This is a genomic window from Paenibacillus tyrphae, assembly GCF_027925525.1.
In the GTDB taxonomy this organism is placed as follows: Bacteria; Bacillota; Bacilli; order Paenibacillales; family NBRC-103111; genus Paenibacillus_G; species Paenibacillus_G tyrfis_B.
The window spans coordinates 31,594-49,136 of the sequence record NZ_BSDJ01000046.1 but is presented as its reverse complement, the minus strand read 5'-3'; the positions used below and the strand labels follow the sequence as shown (position 1 = coordinate 49,136).

The following is a 17,543-nucleotide window of genomic DNA, read 5'->3' as shown; positions in this document are numbered from 1 at the left end:
ATTAAGTGGGCTGGGACTCTTTCTCATACAAACATGCGATCAACAGCATATACTTCTTCTGGTCTAGCATGGGAAATTTTCGGTACTCCAGTAAGTTTGAAGATCGTGTAAATCTTCGAGCAACCGATTTAGTTCATCGACCATAGCATCCTCCCATGATTAAGGCCTGCCAGCCAATTGATAAGCTGGTGCGGTACTTTTACGATACTTCCCCAACCAAAGCAGCATACCCCCAGCATAACGCGTGTATCGTTGCAAAAATGCGAAATAACTCGTTTGGATCGACCGGAACGGCGAGAATATTCAGCTTGGGATAATCCCAATTTGTCAAGCCAGTCCGGGAGCAAGCATCTCCCTCGGGAGTATGCCACTGAAACCCGGGTCTCCTTCCATCAATAATGAAGTTCGTGTTTTACCTTCCAGCCAACACTTCCTCGCTCCAATCGAAAACCATCGGCGGCCCCTTCTCTTTAGGATTCCATCCTTGTTCGATGGCTTGAGAAATCATCGTTGCCACTTCCTTCGGCGTAACAATCTTCAAGTTCAAGCTGTCCACGTATGGAAACTCCAACCAATAATCATTGATATCCGATTCGATATTTACTTGAAGCCTCCGCCCTTTTTCCTGCCCGTGTTCCGCAATTAAGGCAAGATGTCCTTTTGAAGCTGCGGAGATAACCCAGCGATATGGTTCGTTTCCTACAACGATTTTCCGGGACCCTTTGTTTCTTAACGTCACCTGTTCACCCCCGCTCATCTAACCCTAATTTATCAATAAGAAAATCACCTTGTTCAATTTTCATCGTTTGCTTCTCTTGGGCAAAGTCCCATCCCTGCTCAATGGCATATTTAATCAAGCTGGCGCACGTATGCGGCCGATGCAGGTTGATGTACCAGGTGCCCTTCCACGAAAAGCGAACTTCAAAAAAGGAAGTTTTCGAAGAATACACTCTAAAGCCGACATCTTCATTACGCGGAAATGGATTAATCACACAATGAAACAAACAACCGTTTACCGTAATCTTTTTCGTGTCTTTGCCAAACGATTTCACGAATCCCTCACCCCGATCACACAAAAAGGCCGCTCTCCCGGCAGCCTTTGTGCGTTTCAACCTCTAAATTAAAAACTGCATATCTTTCATCTATGCAAGGGTCATTCAGAAAACGGCTAAAAATCAGTCAATAATATGAATTCCCGGTATTACCATTAATAGCGAACGCACTTCACTCAAAGGCAAGCCGCTTTCCTTGGCCAGCACACTGGCATCACCAAACGTAGCGACACATTCCCGATCCTCATCCGTAAAAACATCCAAATTCAGGCCGATCTTTTTCGGCCATGATCGTGAGTTCACAAAATCCCGTGCTTCCGCCGGATTAGATAAGCAAAAGCATGGCCATTTGGGAATATGAATCCCCTTCATGTCACAATTTAACAAACGGCACCCGTGCATTCGCGCAGATGAAAAATCACACTCGGATACAGATGATCTGTTTATGTCATCCCAGTCGCCAAAATCGCAGCCCAGATAATTGCCCGTAAACCTGACACGCGAGAAATGTGCGCCATGAAAGTGAAAGTCCTTCAAAGCTCGCTTCTGATGGAAAATCCCTCCGTGCATCCTCAGTCCGACAAAAGTCAAGCCTTTCGTATCAGCCTCCGAAATTACGGTGCAATCGTGCATCTCCAGGTTCGGACCCAAAAAACTTACCTGATTTCGCTCAAGCTGAATCGTTTGGCTTGAAAGCACTTGATTCTTCATTTTCTCACCTTTGCCCCCAATACCTCTAAATTAATACAACCGCTTCGTGTAGCTCTCCTGCAGCATTTGATCTACCTCATCCGCCGTAATCTCCATTCTGCCCTTGACATGGGCGGCGAGGATCTGCGCAGGGGACGGCCGATCGCCCTCCGGCAGCCAGGAGTCCGGCTTCCACAGCCCGGACCGCTTGAACGCTTTGGCACAGTGCATGTAGCACTCCTCCACCTCGACGCCGATGCCGACCAGCGGCTCCCGTCCGTTGACGGCGGTCAGCTTGAGCAACTCCGGGTCGCGGGTGACACAGGCTTTCCCGTTTACCCGGAACGTTTCTTCCAAACCGGGGATGATGAAAATCAGACCGATATGCGGATTGGCGATAATGTTATGAATGGTGTCCATCCGGCGGTTGCCGGGGCGCTCCGGGATGAACAAATGCCGGTCGTCCAGCACATGCACGAACCCTGGCGCATCGCCGCGCGGCGAAACATCGCAATGTCCCTCGGCGTCAGCCGTCGCGACGGCGACAAACGGCGCTTTGGCAATAAACGCTTTGGCGTGAGGATCAAGCGCGTGGATGACTTTGTCCTTCACCAGCTTGCTCGGTGCTCCTCCCAAGACCGGAAGCAAGGCTTCCAGCTGCTCTTCCGTCGTGATCCGCTCCCGAAATACTTGCTCCATACCGATCACCCTCGTTTCCAGAAATGTAAGCTCATTGTAACACGTTCCGGCAAACGAGGGCGACCCTTCCGATGACACTCAGCCAGTCGTAAACCCGACCCTGGACGATTTTTGATCGGAATGCCACAACTGGGTGCGGCCTTTGCCAAGCTCCGCATTCATCTCGCGCACAAGCTGCTCCACATCGACGGTATGCTCGTAATGCTTGCGCAGCGCCGCCAACACATACAGCTCGCCGAGCTGCGCGAAGGTGAATCCTTCCGTCGCTCTCGCCGCCACCGCGACCGCTTCGTCGTCGAGAAGCTCGTGCAGCCGCTTCAACAGCAGATAGCTGCGGCGCTGCTCTTCATCTGGCAGCTTGATTTCGTAGGCCCGGTCGAAACGGCCCGCACGGTTCATCAGCGCCGGGTCGATTTTCTCCGGATAGTTCGTCGTCCCGATCAGGAAAATGCCTTCCTTCGAAGTCGCCCCATCAAGCGTGTTCAGAAAATAAGACCGCGCCGACTCCGGCATGGAATCGATATCTTCGATCACGAGCACCATCGGGGCCATGCGGACAGCCGCTTCGAACACCTCCTGGATCGAGTCGCTGGTTGTGTACTCGGTAATGTGCCAATAAGCGACCGGCGCGTCCACACTGCCCGCGATCGATTTGACCAAGGTCGTTTTACCGTTGCCCGGCTTGCCGTACAGCAGAATGCCCCGCTTGTAGGGGAGACCGTACGTTTGGAAAAAGTGCCGGTCCTGCGCGAAAAACTCGTCGATAGAACGGTAAATTTCCGTTTTCACACCTTCGTTCATCACCACTTCGTCACGCTTTACGCCCCGCGTCAACGATTCGCGCTCACGGTCCAGCCCGTCGCGGGTATCCTTGAATACGGTCACCTGCTCCCGGTCGTACTGCCGCTGCCGACGGGACATGTCCTTCAAGAATTCGGCCAGGCCCGCGTCGGATTCGGCCCATATGAAATCCTCGCAGGAAATGCCATGCTGCCGGAACATCGGTACCCGCGCCATGGCCACCCGGAATCGCGGGTAGACGAACACGTTGTTGCGCAGCGACGGGAACATGCGCGGGCCTTCCCCTTCCATCGCGTCTCCGAACGTGAACGTGCGAGCCTCCACCGTATCGAAGACGGCACAAAGCCGCTCGACCTCGGGATTGTCCGCCTGGATGTCGCGCTCCAATTGATCCCAAAGATCCTGCCCGTAATCTTCTTGGACATATAGCTGAAAACGGGCCCGGTACTGCCCCTCCAATCGGGCTTGGATCGACTGAATGACGAAGGCGTAATCGCCGTATTCGACGATATCGAGACCTGGTATGCCGTCGCCGGAAGCGGTAATGATCGGCTGCGGATGATTTGCTTTTTCATTTATTTTAATAACAGAACTCATAGTAGAACTATTTCCTCGTTTCCTATTTTTGGATTAATTCGATATTAAACACCCTTGATGCTCGCCAGCGGTTTGCATTTGGCGACGACGGATGCTAGCCCGGCTCCGACCACGCTCTCGATGATCTGATCGACGTCCTTGTACGCCTGCGGCGATTCGTCGATGATCGACTCCAGCATGCGCTGGTTGACGACGATTTCGTCCGCCGTTCCGACGCGCAGCGACGATTCGAATTGATCGACGGTCACCAGCCGTTTCGTCGCGCTGCGCGAGCGAATCCGGCCGGCGCCGTGGCAGATCGAGTAATAGTTGCACTCCCCGCCGGGCTGACCGACCATCAAATACGACGAGGTGCCCATGGACCCGGGGATCAAGGCCGGGTGGCCGGTCGCCAGATACGGCTCCGGATTGTCCGGATGCTGCGCCGGCAGCGCCCGCGTCGCCCCTTTGCGGTGCACGAATAAAGGCGTGCCGCCATGCGTTTCTTCCCATGCGTAGTTGTGCATCAGATCGTACAGCGTCGTCATTTCGAACTTCGAGCCGCAGACGTCCCGGAACGCTTCCCGGATGGCGTATGCGATCAGGTGCCGGTTCGTGACGGCATAATTCAGCGCGGAATACATCAGATGGACGTAAGCCTCGGCCGCCTCGCTGTCCAGCGGGGCAAAGATCAGCCGCGGATCGGCCGTTCCCGTCCCTGTGCGGCGCATCCATTTGCCGATCTCGGAGCCGCCGTACTGGCTGACCGCGCCGCCCCAAGCCCGCGAGCCGGAGTGGATCATGACGATAATCTGACCGTCGCGCAGCCCCCATTTTTCGGCAATGGCCCGGTTATCCTCGTGAATCTCAATTGCCTGGATTTCGGCAAAATGGTTCCCGCTCCCGAGTGTCCCAAGCTGCCGGTGGGACCGGTGCCAGTACATCTCGGGCAGGCGATCCAAGTGCGATTCGTCAAAAGCAAACTTGCTGTGCTCGACATGCGTGAGCGACGTCGCTTTCTTCGGCGTGTAGCCGTCTGGGATATACTTTTTGGGGAGACCGTGCAGCCCTTTGCGCAGCACGTGCTCCAGCCGGATGTCCGAGAAGTGCCCGCGGGCATGCTCTTCGGCCGGAAGCAGCTTCTCGATCGCCTTGACCAGCTTGCGCCGCAGCTTCACCTCCTGCAGATCGTCCCGGTGCAGATTCGTCAGGTGAACGCGCATCCCGCAGCCGATATCGCTGCCGACAATCGACGGGGAGACATAGCCGTTCGCGGCCTCCCACACCGCCGTTGTGCCGATGCACGTACCGACGCCTACGTGCACATCCGGCGTATAGCTCATGTAGAGCCGGTTCGGAATTTGCAGATTGTTGTTGGCCATGTCGAACACTTTGTAATCCAGCGCTTCGAACAGCTGGTTCCCGGCAAAAACGTGCAGATCGCCCGCCGGCAGTTGGACCTTGCGGTAATATTTTTCGTTTGGTTGATCGTTGTAAGTAAACATATATGATGACAAACTTCCTTCCTGTTTCTCGGATTCCGGTAAAAATGAATGCAAAAAGACCGTAAGCCATAAGCCTACGGTCGTCATGTCGCGCGTCTATGCGTACGATGGCATGGAGCAGCTCGCAGCTCACTGCGCCGCTCTTCATGCCGTTTATGTCGATGCAAACGAAGGACCCTGCCGGAACGTACATGAAACGAACGTGCCGGGGGTTGCTCTCGCTTACGTCGGGCCCGTAGAGGCCGATGGAACGAATTCCGGTATGCGATTGTCGCTCAAACAGTCGGACAACAAAACACCATGGCGGATCATGTGGATCGGCCTCCTTTCTCCATTCAAGATACGGTTATCATAAACGCGGGAGGGAAACTTTGTCAACCATAATATAAAAACTATTTATTAGTTATATTTGTTTTTTCTATTGCACTGCTAAATGAGACAGGAGAGTTTGCGGTTACATGAGGGAGCTTTTGCGGCTGTTTGCGACTGTTTGGGGATGTTTGGGGCTACTCGGAGCTGCTTGCTCCCGTTCCCGGCTCTTCAACCCATGGTGAAAGTAGGTTAAACCCCCGCCTCTCCCATGCGTCTCCGTAATAGAGGAACTCTGATGCGTTATGAAGGTTAGGAGAGCTGGCAGCAGGAATATAGAGGAACACACGTTCGTTATTCATGTCGAATTTTATCACCTTTGCCAGTTTCGGCGGACATAACGCATCGCAGTTCCTTTATCGTGTTGACTCCAGCCAATACAGCCAAATAAGGCATCCACGTTCCTCTATCGCGGCGAGCCGCTAGGGCAGCACGCATCTTGGGCCAACGCAGAAAAAAGCGCTCTCGCAACGGATAGCCGTTACAAAAGCGCGTCCCCAGCACGGATCGTATACGGGCGGCAACTGCTCCCACCGATCATCTATCGGATACAGGCAGCGCCTGAATTGACCTGCCGCCATGAATCCCGCTTCGCACGGGCCGCCGCATCAGATACGGGTACAGCAAAATCAAGCCGCCGACATACAGCAGAAAAGCGAAGTACGCAGGAAGCAGATGAACGAAATCGGTGTAGCCGATTTGAAAATGCACGCTTAGTCCCGCCAGAAAGCCGGGAAAGCCGCCCAGCAGCAGCGTCCACCAGACCCAGCGCTGGCCTTGCCCGATGCCCCACAAAGCGATGATCAGCACCGCGAGGGCGTTCGAGAACAGAGCGCCGCCGAAGCCTGCCCGGTCGTGCGCGATCAGCGGGACCAAGCGGTCGTTGATGTCCGCGAGCATCTCCGCCGAAGCGCATAAATAAGCAAGGTCCGTCGGGACGAAGACGAAGGTGATTCCGACGCCTGCAATCACGACGCCGCCGACGGCAAGCGCGAAGCCGAGCGTGACGAACAGAAGCTGGCCCCATTGGGCGCGCCGCCAGATCCGGTCGTTCGCCAGATTCGGCGGATCGTACGAAGGCCGGTCGGCCCGCGCCCGCATGGAGAGAATGAACATCGGCAGCAGCACCGCCGCCGCCAGCGCATGCAGCGGGTCAAAATACCCGTACCCGAGGTACAGGAAAAAGCTGCTGAAGCCGACCAGACCGGAGGTCATCAAGGCCGTTTTCGTCCAGTGCAGTCCTTTTCTCAGCCCGTGCCGGGCCAATTGGTAATACAGGATGCCGATGGAGATCATCGTTCCCGCCAGCGTCACCCGGTCGTGCGACATAAAGCCGAGCAGCCAGCGGTTCGCCTGTCCGAGCATCGTCTGATCCATGCCGAGAAACAGCACATCGTACGGCAGCACGACCGTCGTCGCCGCGATCATCCAGGCCAAAATGCCGCCGATAACCATGCCGATACCTAGCAGGCACATCCAGCCCCAGTCCCGCCAAAAGGACGCTTCCGGCGGACTTTCCGTCTCCCGCACCTTCTCGTAGATCAGCGCCTCGTTGATCCGCTTCGGCAGCCCCGGCCCGGAGTAGACCAGCCCGCTGTGAAGCTGCAAGCAATCCGCCCCCGCTTCCACCGCAAGAAGCGCGTCCCGGGGCTCGTGGATGCCCCCGGCCAAAACGATCGTCAGCTCCGGCCCGGTAAGCTGCCGAAGCTGCTTCACCCGTTCCACGCCCGGCGCAAGCGCCTCCCGCCCGATGACGAAGCCCTCGGGCGTCCGCACGGCATCGCCCACGACGATGCCCTCCCAATCCGCCGCGTCCACCCGGCTGAAGAGCGCTTGCAGCCGTTCCGCCGGATCGTCCGGCGCCACGTACAGCAGCAGCGGCTTCCCCGGTGCTGCCTCCCGGGACGCCTGCCGGACCGCGTTCAGATACGCTGCCGTCGCTTCCGGCGGCCAGCCCGTATCGACGCTGTCGATGTAGAACGCGGCGGCCCATGGGGCGAGCCGCTCCATCATCAGCCGCAGCTCCGCCTGCGCCTGTTCCGGCGATGCGCCGGGCATCGGCCGCAACCGGAACATCAGCGGCAGCCGGTGCCCCTGCTTGCGCCGCATGCGCCCGGCGAGCTTTTCCAGCCCTTCGTTCACGTCGACGTTCGGATAGAGCAGCGATTCGCCGGACACCTCTCTCCGAATCGGGCGGTCGTCCGTTACTTCCCGGACCGTCACCGGGCCGATCTCGATAAAGCCAAACCCGAATTGAGCCAGCGCCCGATGCGCCGTGCCATGAACGTCCAGTCCGCCGCTGAGACCGACGGGATATTTCAGGCGCAGCCCCCCGCACGCTTCGCTTTCCAGGATCGGATGCGACTCCATATGCCCAAGCGTCTTGATAACCAGCGTCCCCCCTGGCAGTCTGCTAAGCAGTCCCATAGCTCCCAGCGTGAAATCCCTCGCCGTCTCGGCGGGCAGTCCGAACAACAACGGGCGAAACAACGTCTGATACGACCAATCCGGCATCCTCTCACTCCCGTACTCCGTCATCCATATGCTGCCATTGTATCATGCGCCGGGGTTGTTTTGTCCATAGCGGCCAAGTGCTTTCATTGCTTCCTTACCATTTATATCGTAATATAAGATATAATCTATAAATGCGATATAAGGAGCGTTCATTCTGCAATGATCAATGAAATCGCCCAATTAAATCAATTATGGACGGATATCTATTACCATTTGCGCTATAACCATAAAGAAAAGATCACCCACCAAAGCATTCGCATTATGCAGGTCATTCAAAAAGAAATCGAGGCCGGCATCAAAGACATTGCCGAAGCGATGGAACTATCACATAACACGGCATCCGAACATATCAAACGCCTGTTGGAAAAACAATACGTATGTAAAGCGCGCAGTAAAGCCGACGAGCGCAAAGTCGTTCTTAAATTAACCGAGACGGGAAATGAAGTGCTGCACCGTCACTCCAGCCTCGATGAAGAAAAGCTCGAACTTCTGTTTGCGGAAATGACGGAGGCAGAGCGGCAATCCGTTATCGATGCATTTACTTTATTGAAGGAGAAAGCGGAGCATGTACGCTATCGTTAAAGTGCTCGTATCGGCGGTCATTATCGGGATCATTACGGAAGTGGCGCGCAGATTTCCCGCCTAAGGCGGAATCATAGCGGCATTGCCCATCGTTAGCCTTTTGAGCATCGTGTGGCTCTATATGCAGGGCGAACCGACGGAGACGTTAAGCAAATTTGTTTTTGGCGTCGTATCCGGACTTCCTGCAACCGTGGTTCTGCTGGTCATTGTGGGCATCTCTTTGCAGCATTCTCTTCATCTGTTTGTCTCGTTAGCTTTAGGGGCGGGAGGCTGGCTTCTCACTTTATATGCCCAAGACATGATCGTCAAACATTGGGCTTAAATGCTGTCAGCCGCGCCCCTCTCCCGCCACCAAGCGCTGCCGGAACTCGGTCGGCGTCTGCATGAATTTTTTGCGGAACACCTGCGTAAAATGCCGCATGTCCTGATAGCCGATCCGCTCGGCCACGTCGGCGAGCCTAAGCTGTGGGTCCTGCAGCAATTCTTTGGCCCGTTCCATCCGCAGGTGGATCACGTATTCCTTGTACCCCTGGCCGGTCTTTTGCTTGAAGAGCTGACTGAAATAGACCGGATTCAAATACACGACGGACGCCACCTTCTCCAAGGACAGGTCGCTGTGGAAATGCATGCGGATATACTGCAGCGCCACCTCGACGGGGCTATCTCCGCAGGGCTCGCGCCCGGCCGAAACCGCCGGCGCCGCCGTCCGGGAGCGCAGCTGTCTTACCTGCTCCGGCACCGACCGGATATCCGTCACCAGCCCGCTGTGAACGATCTGGAATTGCACCTTCACATAGCGCTTCAAGTGGGTATGAAGCTCCTCATGGAACGCTTCGACCGCCGTTCCCGGACGCAGCGCCACAAGCCCGAGCAAATGATGGCTGTCCAGACTGGCGGCGAATCCGTCGCCCCGCATCTCGATCAGCTCGGATAGCACGTTGTCGACGATAAAATGCTCCAGATGCGCTTTCCCCGGACTGCCCAGCGCGACCAAGACCAAATGAAATTCGGGGTAGCTTCGCTGAAGAGCCGACATGTCGAAGCGGCCGATGTCGAGTCCCGCCGCCCAACGCTGGAATACCGCCTCGCGCAAATATTTCAGACTTTGCTTCAAAAGCTGGCTTTCCGCCGAGACGGCATGCTCTAGGTGCAGCTCCTCTTGCAGCGTATGAATCAGCTCGATCAGCCGCTCTTTGCCGATCGGCTTCAGCAGGTAATCGCGGGCTCCGAGCCGGACCGCTTCCTGCGCATAAGCAAATTCGGAGTGCGCGGAGATGACGACCCATTTCACCTGCGGATGCCTGCGCCGGGTAAGCCGCATCAACTCCAGTCCGGTCATCCCCGGCATCAAAATATCCGTGAGCACGACGTCGATCCGGCAGGAAGCCAGCGTCTCCACCGCTTCCTCCGGCGAGGCGGCCAAATGAACTTCCGCGTCCGGAAACGCGCCCCGTATCGTGCGTTTGACCCCTTCCCGAATCACCTTTTCGTCATCCACAATGAGCAGCTTCATGCTTCCGTCCCCCCTTCCCCGGGCAGCGGCATCGAGATCGTCACCGTCGTTCCGATCCCCGGCGAGCTATCGATGTGCAGCCCGTAGGCTTCTCCGAACATCAGCCCCAGCCGGCGGTGCACGTTCTGCAGACCGATCCCGCCGCGCCGCGCTTCCACGGCCTTCTCCGCCGCAGCTTCTTCTCCCATCGGCACGACGTTCGTTCCGAGCGAACGCCGCAGCCGATCGAGCACATGCGGCTCCATGCCGCTTCCGTTATCTTCCACATACAGCCGGAGCTGACGGTCATCCGCCTTCGCGTAGACACGCAGCACGCCGGGACGGTCCAGCCGCTCAAGTCCGTGCTTGACCGCGTTCTCGATCACCGGCTGTAACGTCATCTTCGGCAGCCGGATGTGCTCCCACGCCGGAGCGACGTCCATTTCGACGGAGACCCTGCCTTCGAGCCGCGCTTCGATGATCGTCAGATAATCCCGGATCTGCTCCAGCTCGTCGCGCAGCCGAACCTCGGAGGACCCTTCCCAATGGCTGCTGTAGCGAAACATATGTGAAAGCGATAACACAACTTTGCCGAGTCGTTCGTTCCCTTTTTCGTCGAGCATCCAATAGATCATATCGAGCGTGTTATATAGAAAATGCGGGTTCACCTGCGATTGCAGCGCCAGCAGCTGGGCATTTTTTTCGCTGATGGACACCGCTTTGACTCTTTCGATCAATTCGTCCATCCGGTTGACCATCTGGTTGAAGGACGCTACCAGAATGTTGATTTCTTCATACGATTTGACGTGCAGCAGACCGCGGAAATTGCCCCGCTCCACCTGCCTCATCTGCTGAATGAGCCGCTTGAGCGGAGACGAGATCGTCCGCGACACGAACGTCGCCAGCGCCGTCGAGACGACGACGAGCACGGAGATGACCAGCAGCAAAAAGCGCTTCATCTGATCCTGCTCCACGTTCAGATCGGTATCCGGCGTCGAGCTGACGACCTGCCAATCCGCCGTGGACGGCTTGGAGGCGACGATCAGACGCCCCGCCTGCGGATCGACCCGGACCTCGCCTTCGCCAAGCGTATCGCTCCAATAGTCCGCGACGGAAAGCTCCTTCGGCGTCTGTGCGAACACGGCCATCACCTGCTTCGCCTTCGACAGGATATAGACCTCGCTCCGCGGGCTCAAGCTCAGATTGGCAAGCCCCGACAAAATCGGTTTCGGGTCCGTCTCGATAAGCACGATGCCGATCGGCCGGTGCTCATGCAGATCGTAGAGCGGCCGCCCGAAGGCGAACACGGACCTTTTCTCCGCTTGATCGATGATCGAGTGCTCCTTGACGCCGAACCACACCATTTCGCCGGACGATTCGCGTATGCTCCGGTACCACGAGGAATTCGCGAAGCCGGGGTCGATGACGCTCATCGAGTTGCCGTAGCTGTAGATCACGCCCGAATTCGCCACGACATGAATGCCGATCGTATCCTCCCGCGAGTAATAGATCGCCCCGATCAGATTCGTGATCGTCCGTTCGTTGATCATGCGCAGCGCGGAATCCTGCGTCGGCGGCGCCTGCAGCAGCCGCTGCAAATCCGGGTTGCCGTTCAGCGACTTGGTCAGGCTGTCGTACCCTTTGAGCAGCAGGTCGAACAAGTCCATCGTTTGCGAAAAATTTTTTTGCGCGATCTCCCCGATCTTCTGGTGCAGTTGATCTGTTGTCCGCTTGTAATACAGCGCGCTGACGATGAGCAGCAGCCCGAGCATGCAAAACAGGAACAGCAGAAACAGACGGGTATGAATGGAATGAAGACCTCGCTTCAACCGGAAACTCCCCTTTCCGTATCCTCACTGTTCCTATCATATCACGCGGGCTCGGAGGGCGAATATGGGGTTTATCCTCCGCCTGCTTCCGTACCCTACCCCTTCACCGCTCCGGACACCATGCCTTTCGTAATCCGTTCCGACAGCGCAAAATAAATGATGATCACCGGCAGCGCCCCAAGCACGAGAAGCGCCCCGATTGCGCCGTAATTGACCGAATATTGCCCGATGAAGCTGTTGACGCCGAAAGGCAGCGTCTTGAGCTTCTCCGACGAAATGAACGTCGCCGCCAAAATGTACTCGTTCCAGATCGAGATAAAGGTCAGGATGCACACCGTCATGATCGGCGGAACGGAGACCGGCATAATGATGCTGCGGAACGTCCGGTACACGCTGGCCCCGTCCATGATGGCGGACTCTTCGATTTCGTATGGGATCGATTTCATGAACCCGCTCAAGACGAACACCGCAATCGGAGTCGAGAACGTAATGTAGGGCAAGATCAAAGCCAAATGCGTATTGAGAATGCCGATGTTTTTGAAAATGATCATGAGCGGCAACAGCGTGGCCTGAAGCGGAATCATGATGCCGATCAGAAACACCGTCATGACCAGCGTGCCGTAGCGCCAGCGAAATCGCGTGATCGCATAAGCGACCATCGCGCTTAGGACAATAACCGATGCCACCGTTACCGAAGTAACGAGCAGGCTGTTGAACAAATATTGCAGGTAATGCCCTCCCTCGTAGGCATCCTTGTAGTTCTGCCACCGCAGCTCGCGGGGCAAGGAAAAGAAGCTGCCGTCCAATATTTCTTCGTTCGTTTTGAACGAATACAGCACCAGCCAGACGAGCGGATACAATTGCGTGACGAACAGGACGGACAGGAACGGCAGCACCGCCGCCTTTTTCCACTTGATCGTCTTGCTCCGCAGGCGTACGGAAGTTCGCTGTACGGCTGCATTCGGGGATGAATTTATCGACATCGGAACGTCCCTCCTGCCCTTAAGATAGCTTGCTCTCGATCCGCCGGAATACGACATTCAGCAGCAGCGTAGCAGCCAGACATTCGATAACCAGAAATACCGCCATTGCGCTGCCGTAGCCGTACCGCATCGACAGGAACGACATGTTGTACATGTGGGTGGACGTCACGTCCGTCGCATGGGCCGGACCGCCCCCGGTCATGACCATGATCATATCGAACGCTTGCAGCGAGCCGATGATCGCGAGCACCAGCGAAATTTTAAAAATCGGGATGACCATTGGGAACGTAATGTAGCGGTCCGCCGTAAAGCCCTCCGCCCCGTCGATCCGCGCCGCTTCGTAGATTTCGGACGGAATGTTCTGGATACCCGTGAACTGGATCAGTACATGGTAACCGAGATACTGCCACAGCGCGACGAAATACAGCGCGATCATCGCCGTATTCGGATCGGTCAGCCACGGCTTGGCCCACGAATCCAAGCCGACCATCATCAGCAGTTGGTTCAGCATGCCTCCGAGCGAAGCGGGATTGTAAACCGTTTTCCATAATTGCCCTACGACGACAACGGATAAAATGACCGGCAGAAAGTAGCTGGAGACGAGAAAATTAGGCTTGCGCACATAACGGCTGATCAGGATAGCGACGAACAGCGCGATCGGAATCTCCGCCATGGAAAATAAAGCGAACATCAGCGTGCGGCCTACGGACGGCCAAAACACCGCATCCTTCGTAAACAGCTCCTTGAAATTGTCCAGCCCGATAAACCGTGCTTCGCCGATGCCGTTCCAATCCAGCATGGCGCTGTAGAACGACACAAGGATCGGCACGAACACCAGACCGATATAGAGCAGCAAGCAGGGAAGAACGAAGACGGCGATCGTCCGCGGGGAAACCTTCATGGCATGCACGGCTCAAGGGCACCTCCTTTGGGAAAATGTGACGGGTAGTGTGGAGCATGAGATAGTTGAAGCGAAACCTATTGGTTTCGTTTTCTTGTCCGGCAAGGGAACGCGCGCCTCTCCGGCGCGCGCTGCGGCAATATCCTTGCTTTCGAATCTGGTGGTCGTATCGTCGTTATTTGTTGTTCGTTTCGAAGGCGGTCTGATGCTCCTTGGCGACATCCTTCGGATCTTTTTTCTGGACGAACAAATTCTGGATGCTGGTCAAATGCGCCTGCGCCGTTCCCGGATTCATCGTATTATCAAAGGCGAGATCGCCGCCCTGTATGTTCTTGAACATCTCAAGGACATCCATCGCAAGCTGCGAATAGCCGGCCCCCTTGAAGTCGCCTTCCACCTTTTGCCCGAGCCCTACGGCGTTCTTCATCTCGAAGGAAACCTTCGGGAAGTTGACCATGAAGTAATTGAGGAATTCCTTCGTCTCCTTCAGATGCTTGCTCGTTGCCGATACGGCGAAGGCGCTGCCGGGAGCGATCATGTACTGATCCGGGTTACCCTTGCCCCCCACGGTCGGGAACTTGAAGACGCCGACTTTGCCCTTGACCGACGAATCGTCGATCGCGCCGGTGACCCAGCTTCCCATAAAATACATCGCGCTTTTGCCCGTCTTGAACAGGTTCTCTCCCGCATTGTAGTCGAACGAGGTCGCCCCTTCCTGGAAGGCGCCTGCCTGCACCAGGTCCTGGAACTTGCTTACCGCCTCGGTAAACGCCGGATCGCCGAACGTCTTCTTTTTGTCCAGCACGTCCTTTAGGAAGCCGGGACCGTTATTCGTGCGAAGCAGCATGTTCATGAACAGGAACGACCCGGTCCAGCTGTCCTTTTCCCCGATGGCGATCGGCGTAATGCCTTTGGCTTTCAGCTTCTTGACGACTTCGATCATCTCTTCGAACGTCTTCGGCACTTCTACGCCCGCCTGGCTGAACAGTTCTTTGTTGTAGAAGACGAGCGAAATATTGTTGCCGTCCGGAAGCGCATACACATTATTGTTAAACGAATAGTAGTCGAGGATGCCTTTTTGGAACGTGTCCTTCAGCCCGTTCTGGTCAAGCATATCGTTCAGCGGCGCGAGCAGGCCCGCATCGACGAACGGTTTCATCTGGGCGGCGGGGTTCACAATCGTGATGTCTGGCACTTCTTTGGCTGCGGCTTGTGTTTTGAGCTTCAGCTTTTGCTGGTCGGTATTGAGGGAATCCAGCTCGATCTTAATATTCGGATGCGCTGCGGTGTAATCCGCGACGATCTTTTTCATGATTTTATGATTCGGTGCGGTCGGGTCCGGATAAATGTTCTGGAAGGTAATCGTCACCGCGCCCGACTTGTCCTTCTCCTTCGCCGCCTCTCCACTTGACCCTGCGCCGCCGCTGCCTGCCGCCGGTTTATTTGCATCCGTTCCGCACGCGGCGAGACTTACGGCCAGCGACCCTGCCAAGGCGACCTGCGCCCACTTCATCGCTTTTGCCATCATTCGTTTCCCCCTCTAGTTTAATAAGCTCATTATGGCGGATACGGTCCGATCGAACAATGCATGAACTTCAGGAATGAGGTTTGATTTTTTCAGGTGGTCGGGGGGGGGGGGGCGGGGACGAGGCGGGAGAGGCGAGGGTATGGCGGGACTTGGGGAAGGATGTGGGAGATGGATAGACGAGTACTTCAGGTGGGCGGAGACGGGTGAAAGTAGCCGGGATGCGGGCGGGATATGAGTGAGGCGTAAGTGAGATGCAGACGGGCTGGATACAAGTGAACCGTAGGCATGGCATAAACAAGCGGGATGCGGCTGGTAACAAAAACGGGTAGGCGGGCATGACGGGACTTCAGATGGTATATAGGCGAAATATGTCTCCATCACGCGATGCAGCGCTGCAAGGCGGAGGGTTAGACCCCACGCGGGGACGCAAGCGAGACGAAACGCCATTCCCCAAATAGAGGAACGTTCGTTCCTCTAAGCTATTCAATTTAGCCGGTCTGCGAAAATTAGCGGAACTGTAGTGTTGCTATCGGGCCGAAATTCGCAGCAACGAAAGTTTTTCGACAAGGATAAAGCATCCTGCTTCCTCTATGGGCCGGTGGCGTGCCAAATCCTCGAATTAGCGCATCAGAGTTCCTCTATGTTGTACCGCCGCCGTCGAAAACGAACGTTGTTACCTAGCCCTTTGGCTCCGCCTTTCCGCGGAATGCCAAACTTCGCTGCTGCAACTGCAAGAATCCCCCCGGCGAAAAATAAAAAAGCGGCCGGGCGAAAACATCCTCTGCCCGACCACTACCTTCAACCGTCGTATAACCTACTTCTTCGCATCCTTCCCCGCCCTCGCGGCGAGCTCCTGCAAATTCCGTCCCTGCAGCGCGCCTTCGATCAGCTCGGGGAGCAGATCCGGCGTGCAGCCGAAGCAAGGGATGCCAAGCTGCGCAAGCGACTTGGCGACTTGCTCGTCATACGACGGAACGCCGCCGTCCGATAGAGCCAGCAAGCAAAGCGCCTGCACACCTGCCGCCCGCATTTCCCCCATCCGGCGGATCAGCGCGGAGCGATTTCCGCCCTCGTACAGGTCGGAGATCAAAATAAACAGCGTCTTCTTCGGCTCGGTGATGAACTGCTCGCAGTAGGCGACCGACTTGTTGATGTCCGTCCCGCCTCCGAGCTGAATGCCGAACAGCATATCGACGGGATCGTCCGCACACTGCTCCGTCAAATCGACGACCTCCGTATCGAACACGACGACACGGGTGTCAAGCGCCGGCAAGCTGGCGAAGATCGAGCCGACCACGGAGGCGTAAATGACGGAGTCAGCCATCGATCCGCTCTGGTCGATATCCAAAATGACCGTCCATTCTTTGCTTCGGCGCGCACGATCGAAGAAGTAGAACCGCTCCGGGATCAGCCGCTTCGTTTCCGTATCGTAATGCTTCAGGTTGGCGCGGATGGTCTTTTTCCAATCCATTCCGGATAAGGATGGGAGCGGCGAATGCTTCCGGCGGTTCAAAGCGCCGGTGACGGCCTGACGGATGTCATGCTCCAGCTTCTTGGAAATTTCCTCCACCACGGCTTTGACGAGCTGCCGCGCCGTGTCCTTCGTCTTCTCGGGAATTTTGCCGCGCAGCGCCATGAGCGTCGCGACCATGCGGATATCCGGCTTTACCTGCGCCAGCGTTTCCGGTTCGAACAGCAGCTGCGTCAGCCCTTTGCGCTCGATGGCGTCGGCTTGAATAACCGAGACGATGTCCGAAGGGAAAAAGCTGCGGATATCCGCGAGCCATTTCGCCACTTTGGGCGAAGAGGGACCCCGCCCCGCAGAGCGCGGTCCTGAGGAGGCGTCGGCTTCCAGCCCCGTACCCCCGGTGCCGTCGTAGATGGCCGCCAGCGCTTCGTCCAAAATTTTCGCCTCGCCGTCCAGCAACCCGTCACCTTGCGCGTATTCTGCGAGCTTTTCTTCGGACGCATCTCCCAGAATCAGTCTCCATCGTTGCAACGCTTTATTTTGATCCGTCATCG

The 17,543-nt window shown here is 56.3% G+C and carries 15 protein-coding genes and 1 pseudogene; 3 read left to right on the top strand and 13 right to left on the bottom strand.

The genetic code is table 11. The annotated features are described in order from the left end of the window. Positions 1-412 precede the first annotated feature (412 nt). The 6 genes from QMG93_RS32880 to QMG93_RS32855 form a co-directional block, all read right to left on the bottom strand. A complete protein-coding gene (locus tag QMG93_RS32880) occupies positions 413-739 on the bottom strand; it encodes a hypothetical protein (RefSeq protein WP_281944089.1) in 327 nt (108 codons plus the stop codon). Positions 740-743: 4 nt separating this feature from the next. Next, positions 744-1,052, bottom strand: a complete 309-nt coding sequence (locus QMG93_RS32875) for a hypothetical protein (protein WP_281944088.1) — start codon at positions 1,050-1,052, stop codon at positions 744-746. Between the two features lie 123 nt (positions 1,053-1,175). Next, the gene (locus tag QMG93_RS32870; RefSeq protein WP_281944086.1) at positions 1,176-1,763 is read right to left on the bottom strand and encodes a hypothetical protein; all 588 of its coding nucleotides are present in this window, start codon (positions 1,761-1,763) and stop codon (positions 1,176-1,178) included. Between the two features lie 30 nt (positions 1,764-1,793). After that, positions 1,794-2,441: a pyridoxamine 5'-phosphate oxidase family protein gene (locus tag QMG93_RS32865; protein ID WP_281944084.1), complete on the bottom strand. Its 648-nt coding sequence runs from the start codon at positions 2,439-2,441 to the stop codon at positions 1,794-1,796. A gap of 78 nt (positions 2,442-2,519) precedes the next feature. Continuing rightward, on the bottom strand, positions 2,520-3,839 hold the full coding sequence (locus tag QMG93_RS32860) for an AAA family ATPase (protein ID WP_281944082.1): 1,320 nt from the start codon (positions 3,837-3,839) through the stop codon (positions 2,520-2,522). Positions 3,840-3,883: 44 nt separating this feature from the next. Beyond that, on the bottom strand, positions 3,884-5,323 hold the full coding sequence (locus QMG93_RS32855) for an RtcB family protein (protein WP_281944080.1): 1,440 nt from the start codon (positions 5,321-5,323) through the stop codon (positions 3,884-3,886). A gap of 85 nt (positions 5,324-5,408) precedes the next feature. On the opposite strand from QMG93_RS32855, the gene QMG93_RS32850 reads away from it, so the two are divergent. Continuing rightward, positions 5,409-5,678, top strand: a complete 270-nt coding sequence (locus QMG93_RS32850; protein ID WP_281944078.1) for a hypothetical protein — start codon at positions 5,409-5,411, stop codon at positions 5,676-5,678. Positions 5,679-6,229: 551 nt separating this feature from the next. Here the strand turns inward: QMG93_RS32850 and QMG93_RS32845 are convergent. Next, positions 6,230-8,206, bottom strand: a complete 1,977-nt coding sequence (locus QMG93_RS32845) for a hypothetical protein (RefSeq protein WP_281944076.1) — start codon at positions 8,204-8,206, stop codon at positions 6,230-6,232. 159 nt (positions 8,207-8,365) lie between these two features. Between QMG93_RS32845 and QMG93_RS32840 the strand changes: the two genes are divergently transcribed. Together QMG93_RS32840 and QMG93_RS32835 are read left to right on the top strand one after the other, a co-directional pair. Next, positions 8,366-8,788 carry a MarR family winged helix-turn-helix transcriptional regulator gene (locus tag QMG93_RS32840; RefSeq protein WP_281944075.1) on the top strand — a complete coding sequence of 141 codons (423 nt, stop codon included), beginning with the start codon at positions 8,366-8,368 and terminating at the stop codon, positions 8,786-8,788. Next, a pseudogene (locus tag QMG93_RS32835) lies at positions 8,772-9,110 on the top strand (DUF3147 family protein). Before QMG93_RS32840 ends, QMG93_RS32835 begins: the two are co-directional and overlap by 17 nt. Before the next feature lie 6 nt (positions 9,111-9,116). On the opposite strand, the gene QMG93_RS32830 reads toward QMG93_RS32835, so the two are convergent. From QMG93_RS32830 to QMG93_RS32805, 6 genes are all read right to left on the bottom strand, one after another. Continuing rightward, complete coding sequence (locus QMG93_RS32830) at positions 9,117-10,301, bottom strand: response regulator (RefSeq protein WP_281944073.1); 1,185 nt, start codon at positions 10,299-10,301, stop codon at positions 9,117-9,119. Continuing rightward, the gene (locus QMG93_RS32825) at positions 10,298-12,109 is read right to left on the bottom strand and encodes a sensor histidine kinase (protein ID WP_281944071.1); all 1,812 of its coding nucleotides are present in this window, start codon (positions 12,107-12,109) and stop codon (positions 10,298-10,300) included. Before QMG93_RS32825 ends, QMG93_RS32830 begins: the two co-directional genes overlap by 4 nt. Before the next feature lie 95 nt (positions 12,110-12,204). Then, positions 12,205-13,092 (bottom strand): carbohydrate ABC transporter permease, encoded by an 888-nt coding sequence (locus QMG93_RS32820; protein WP_281944069.1) that lies wholly within the window; start codon positions 13,090-13,092, stop codon positions 12,205-12,207. A gap of 19 nt (positions 13,093-13,111) precedes the next feature. Continuing rightward, positions 13,112-13,993 (bottom strand): carbohydrate ABC transporter permease, encoded by an 882-nt coding sequence (locus QMG93_RS32815; protein ID WP_413789366.1) that lies wholly within the window; start codon positions 13,991-13,993, stop codon positions 13,112-13,114. Between the two features lie 175 nt (positions 13,994-14,168). Beyond that, a complete protein-coding gene (locus QMG93_RS32810) occupies positions 14,169-15,518 on the bottom strand; it encodes an extracellular solute-binding protein (protein WP_281944096.1) in 1,350 nt (449 codons plus the stop codon). 817 nt (positions 15,519-16,335) lie between these two features. Beyond that, entirely contained in the window at positions 16,336-17,541 is a 1,206-nt protein-coding gene (locus QMG93_RS32805; RefSeq protein ID WP_281944065.1) for a VWA domain-containing protein, read from the bottom strand. Between the last annotated feature and the right edge of the window lie 2 nt (positions 17,542-17,543).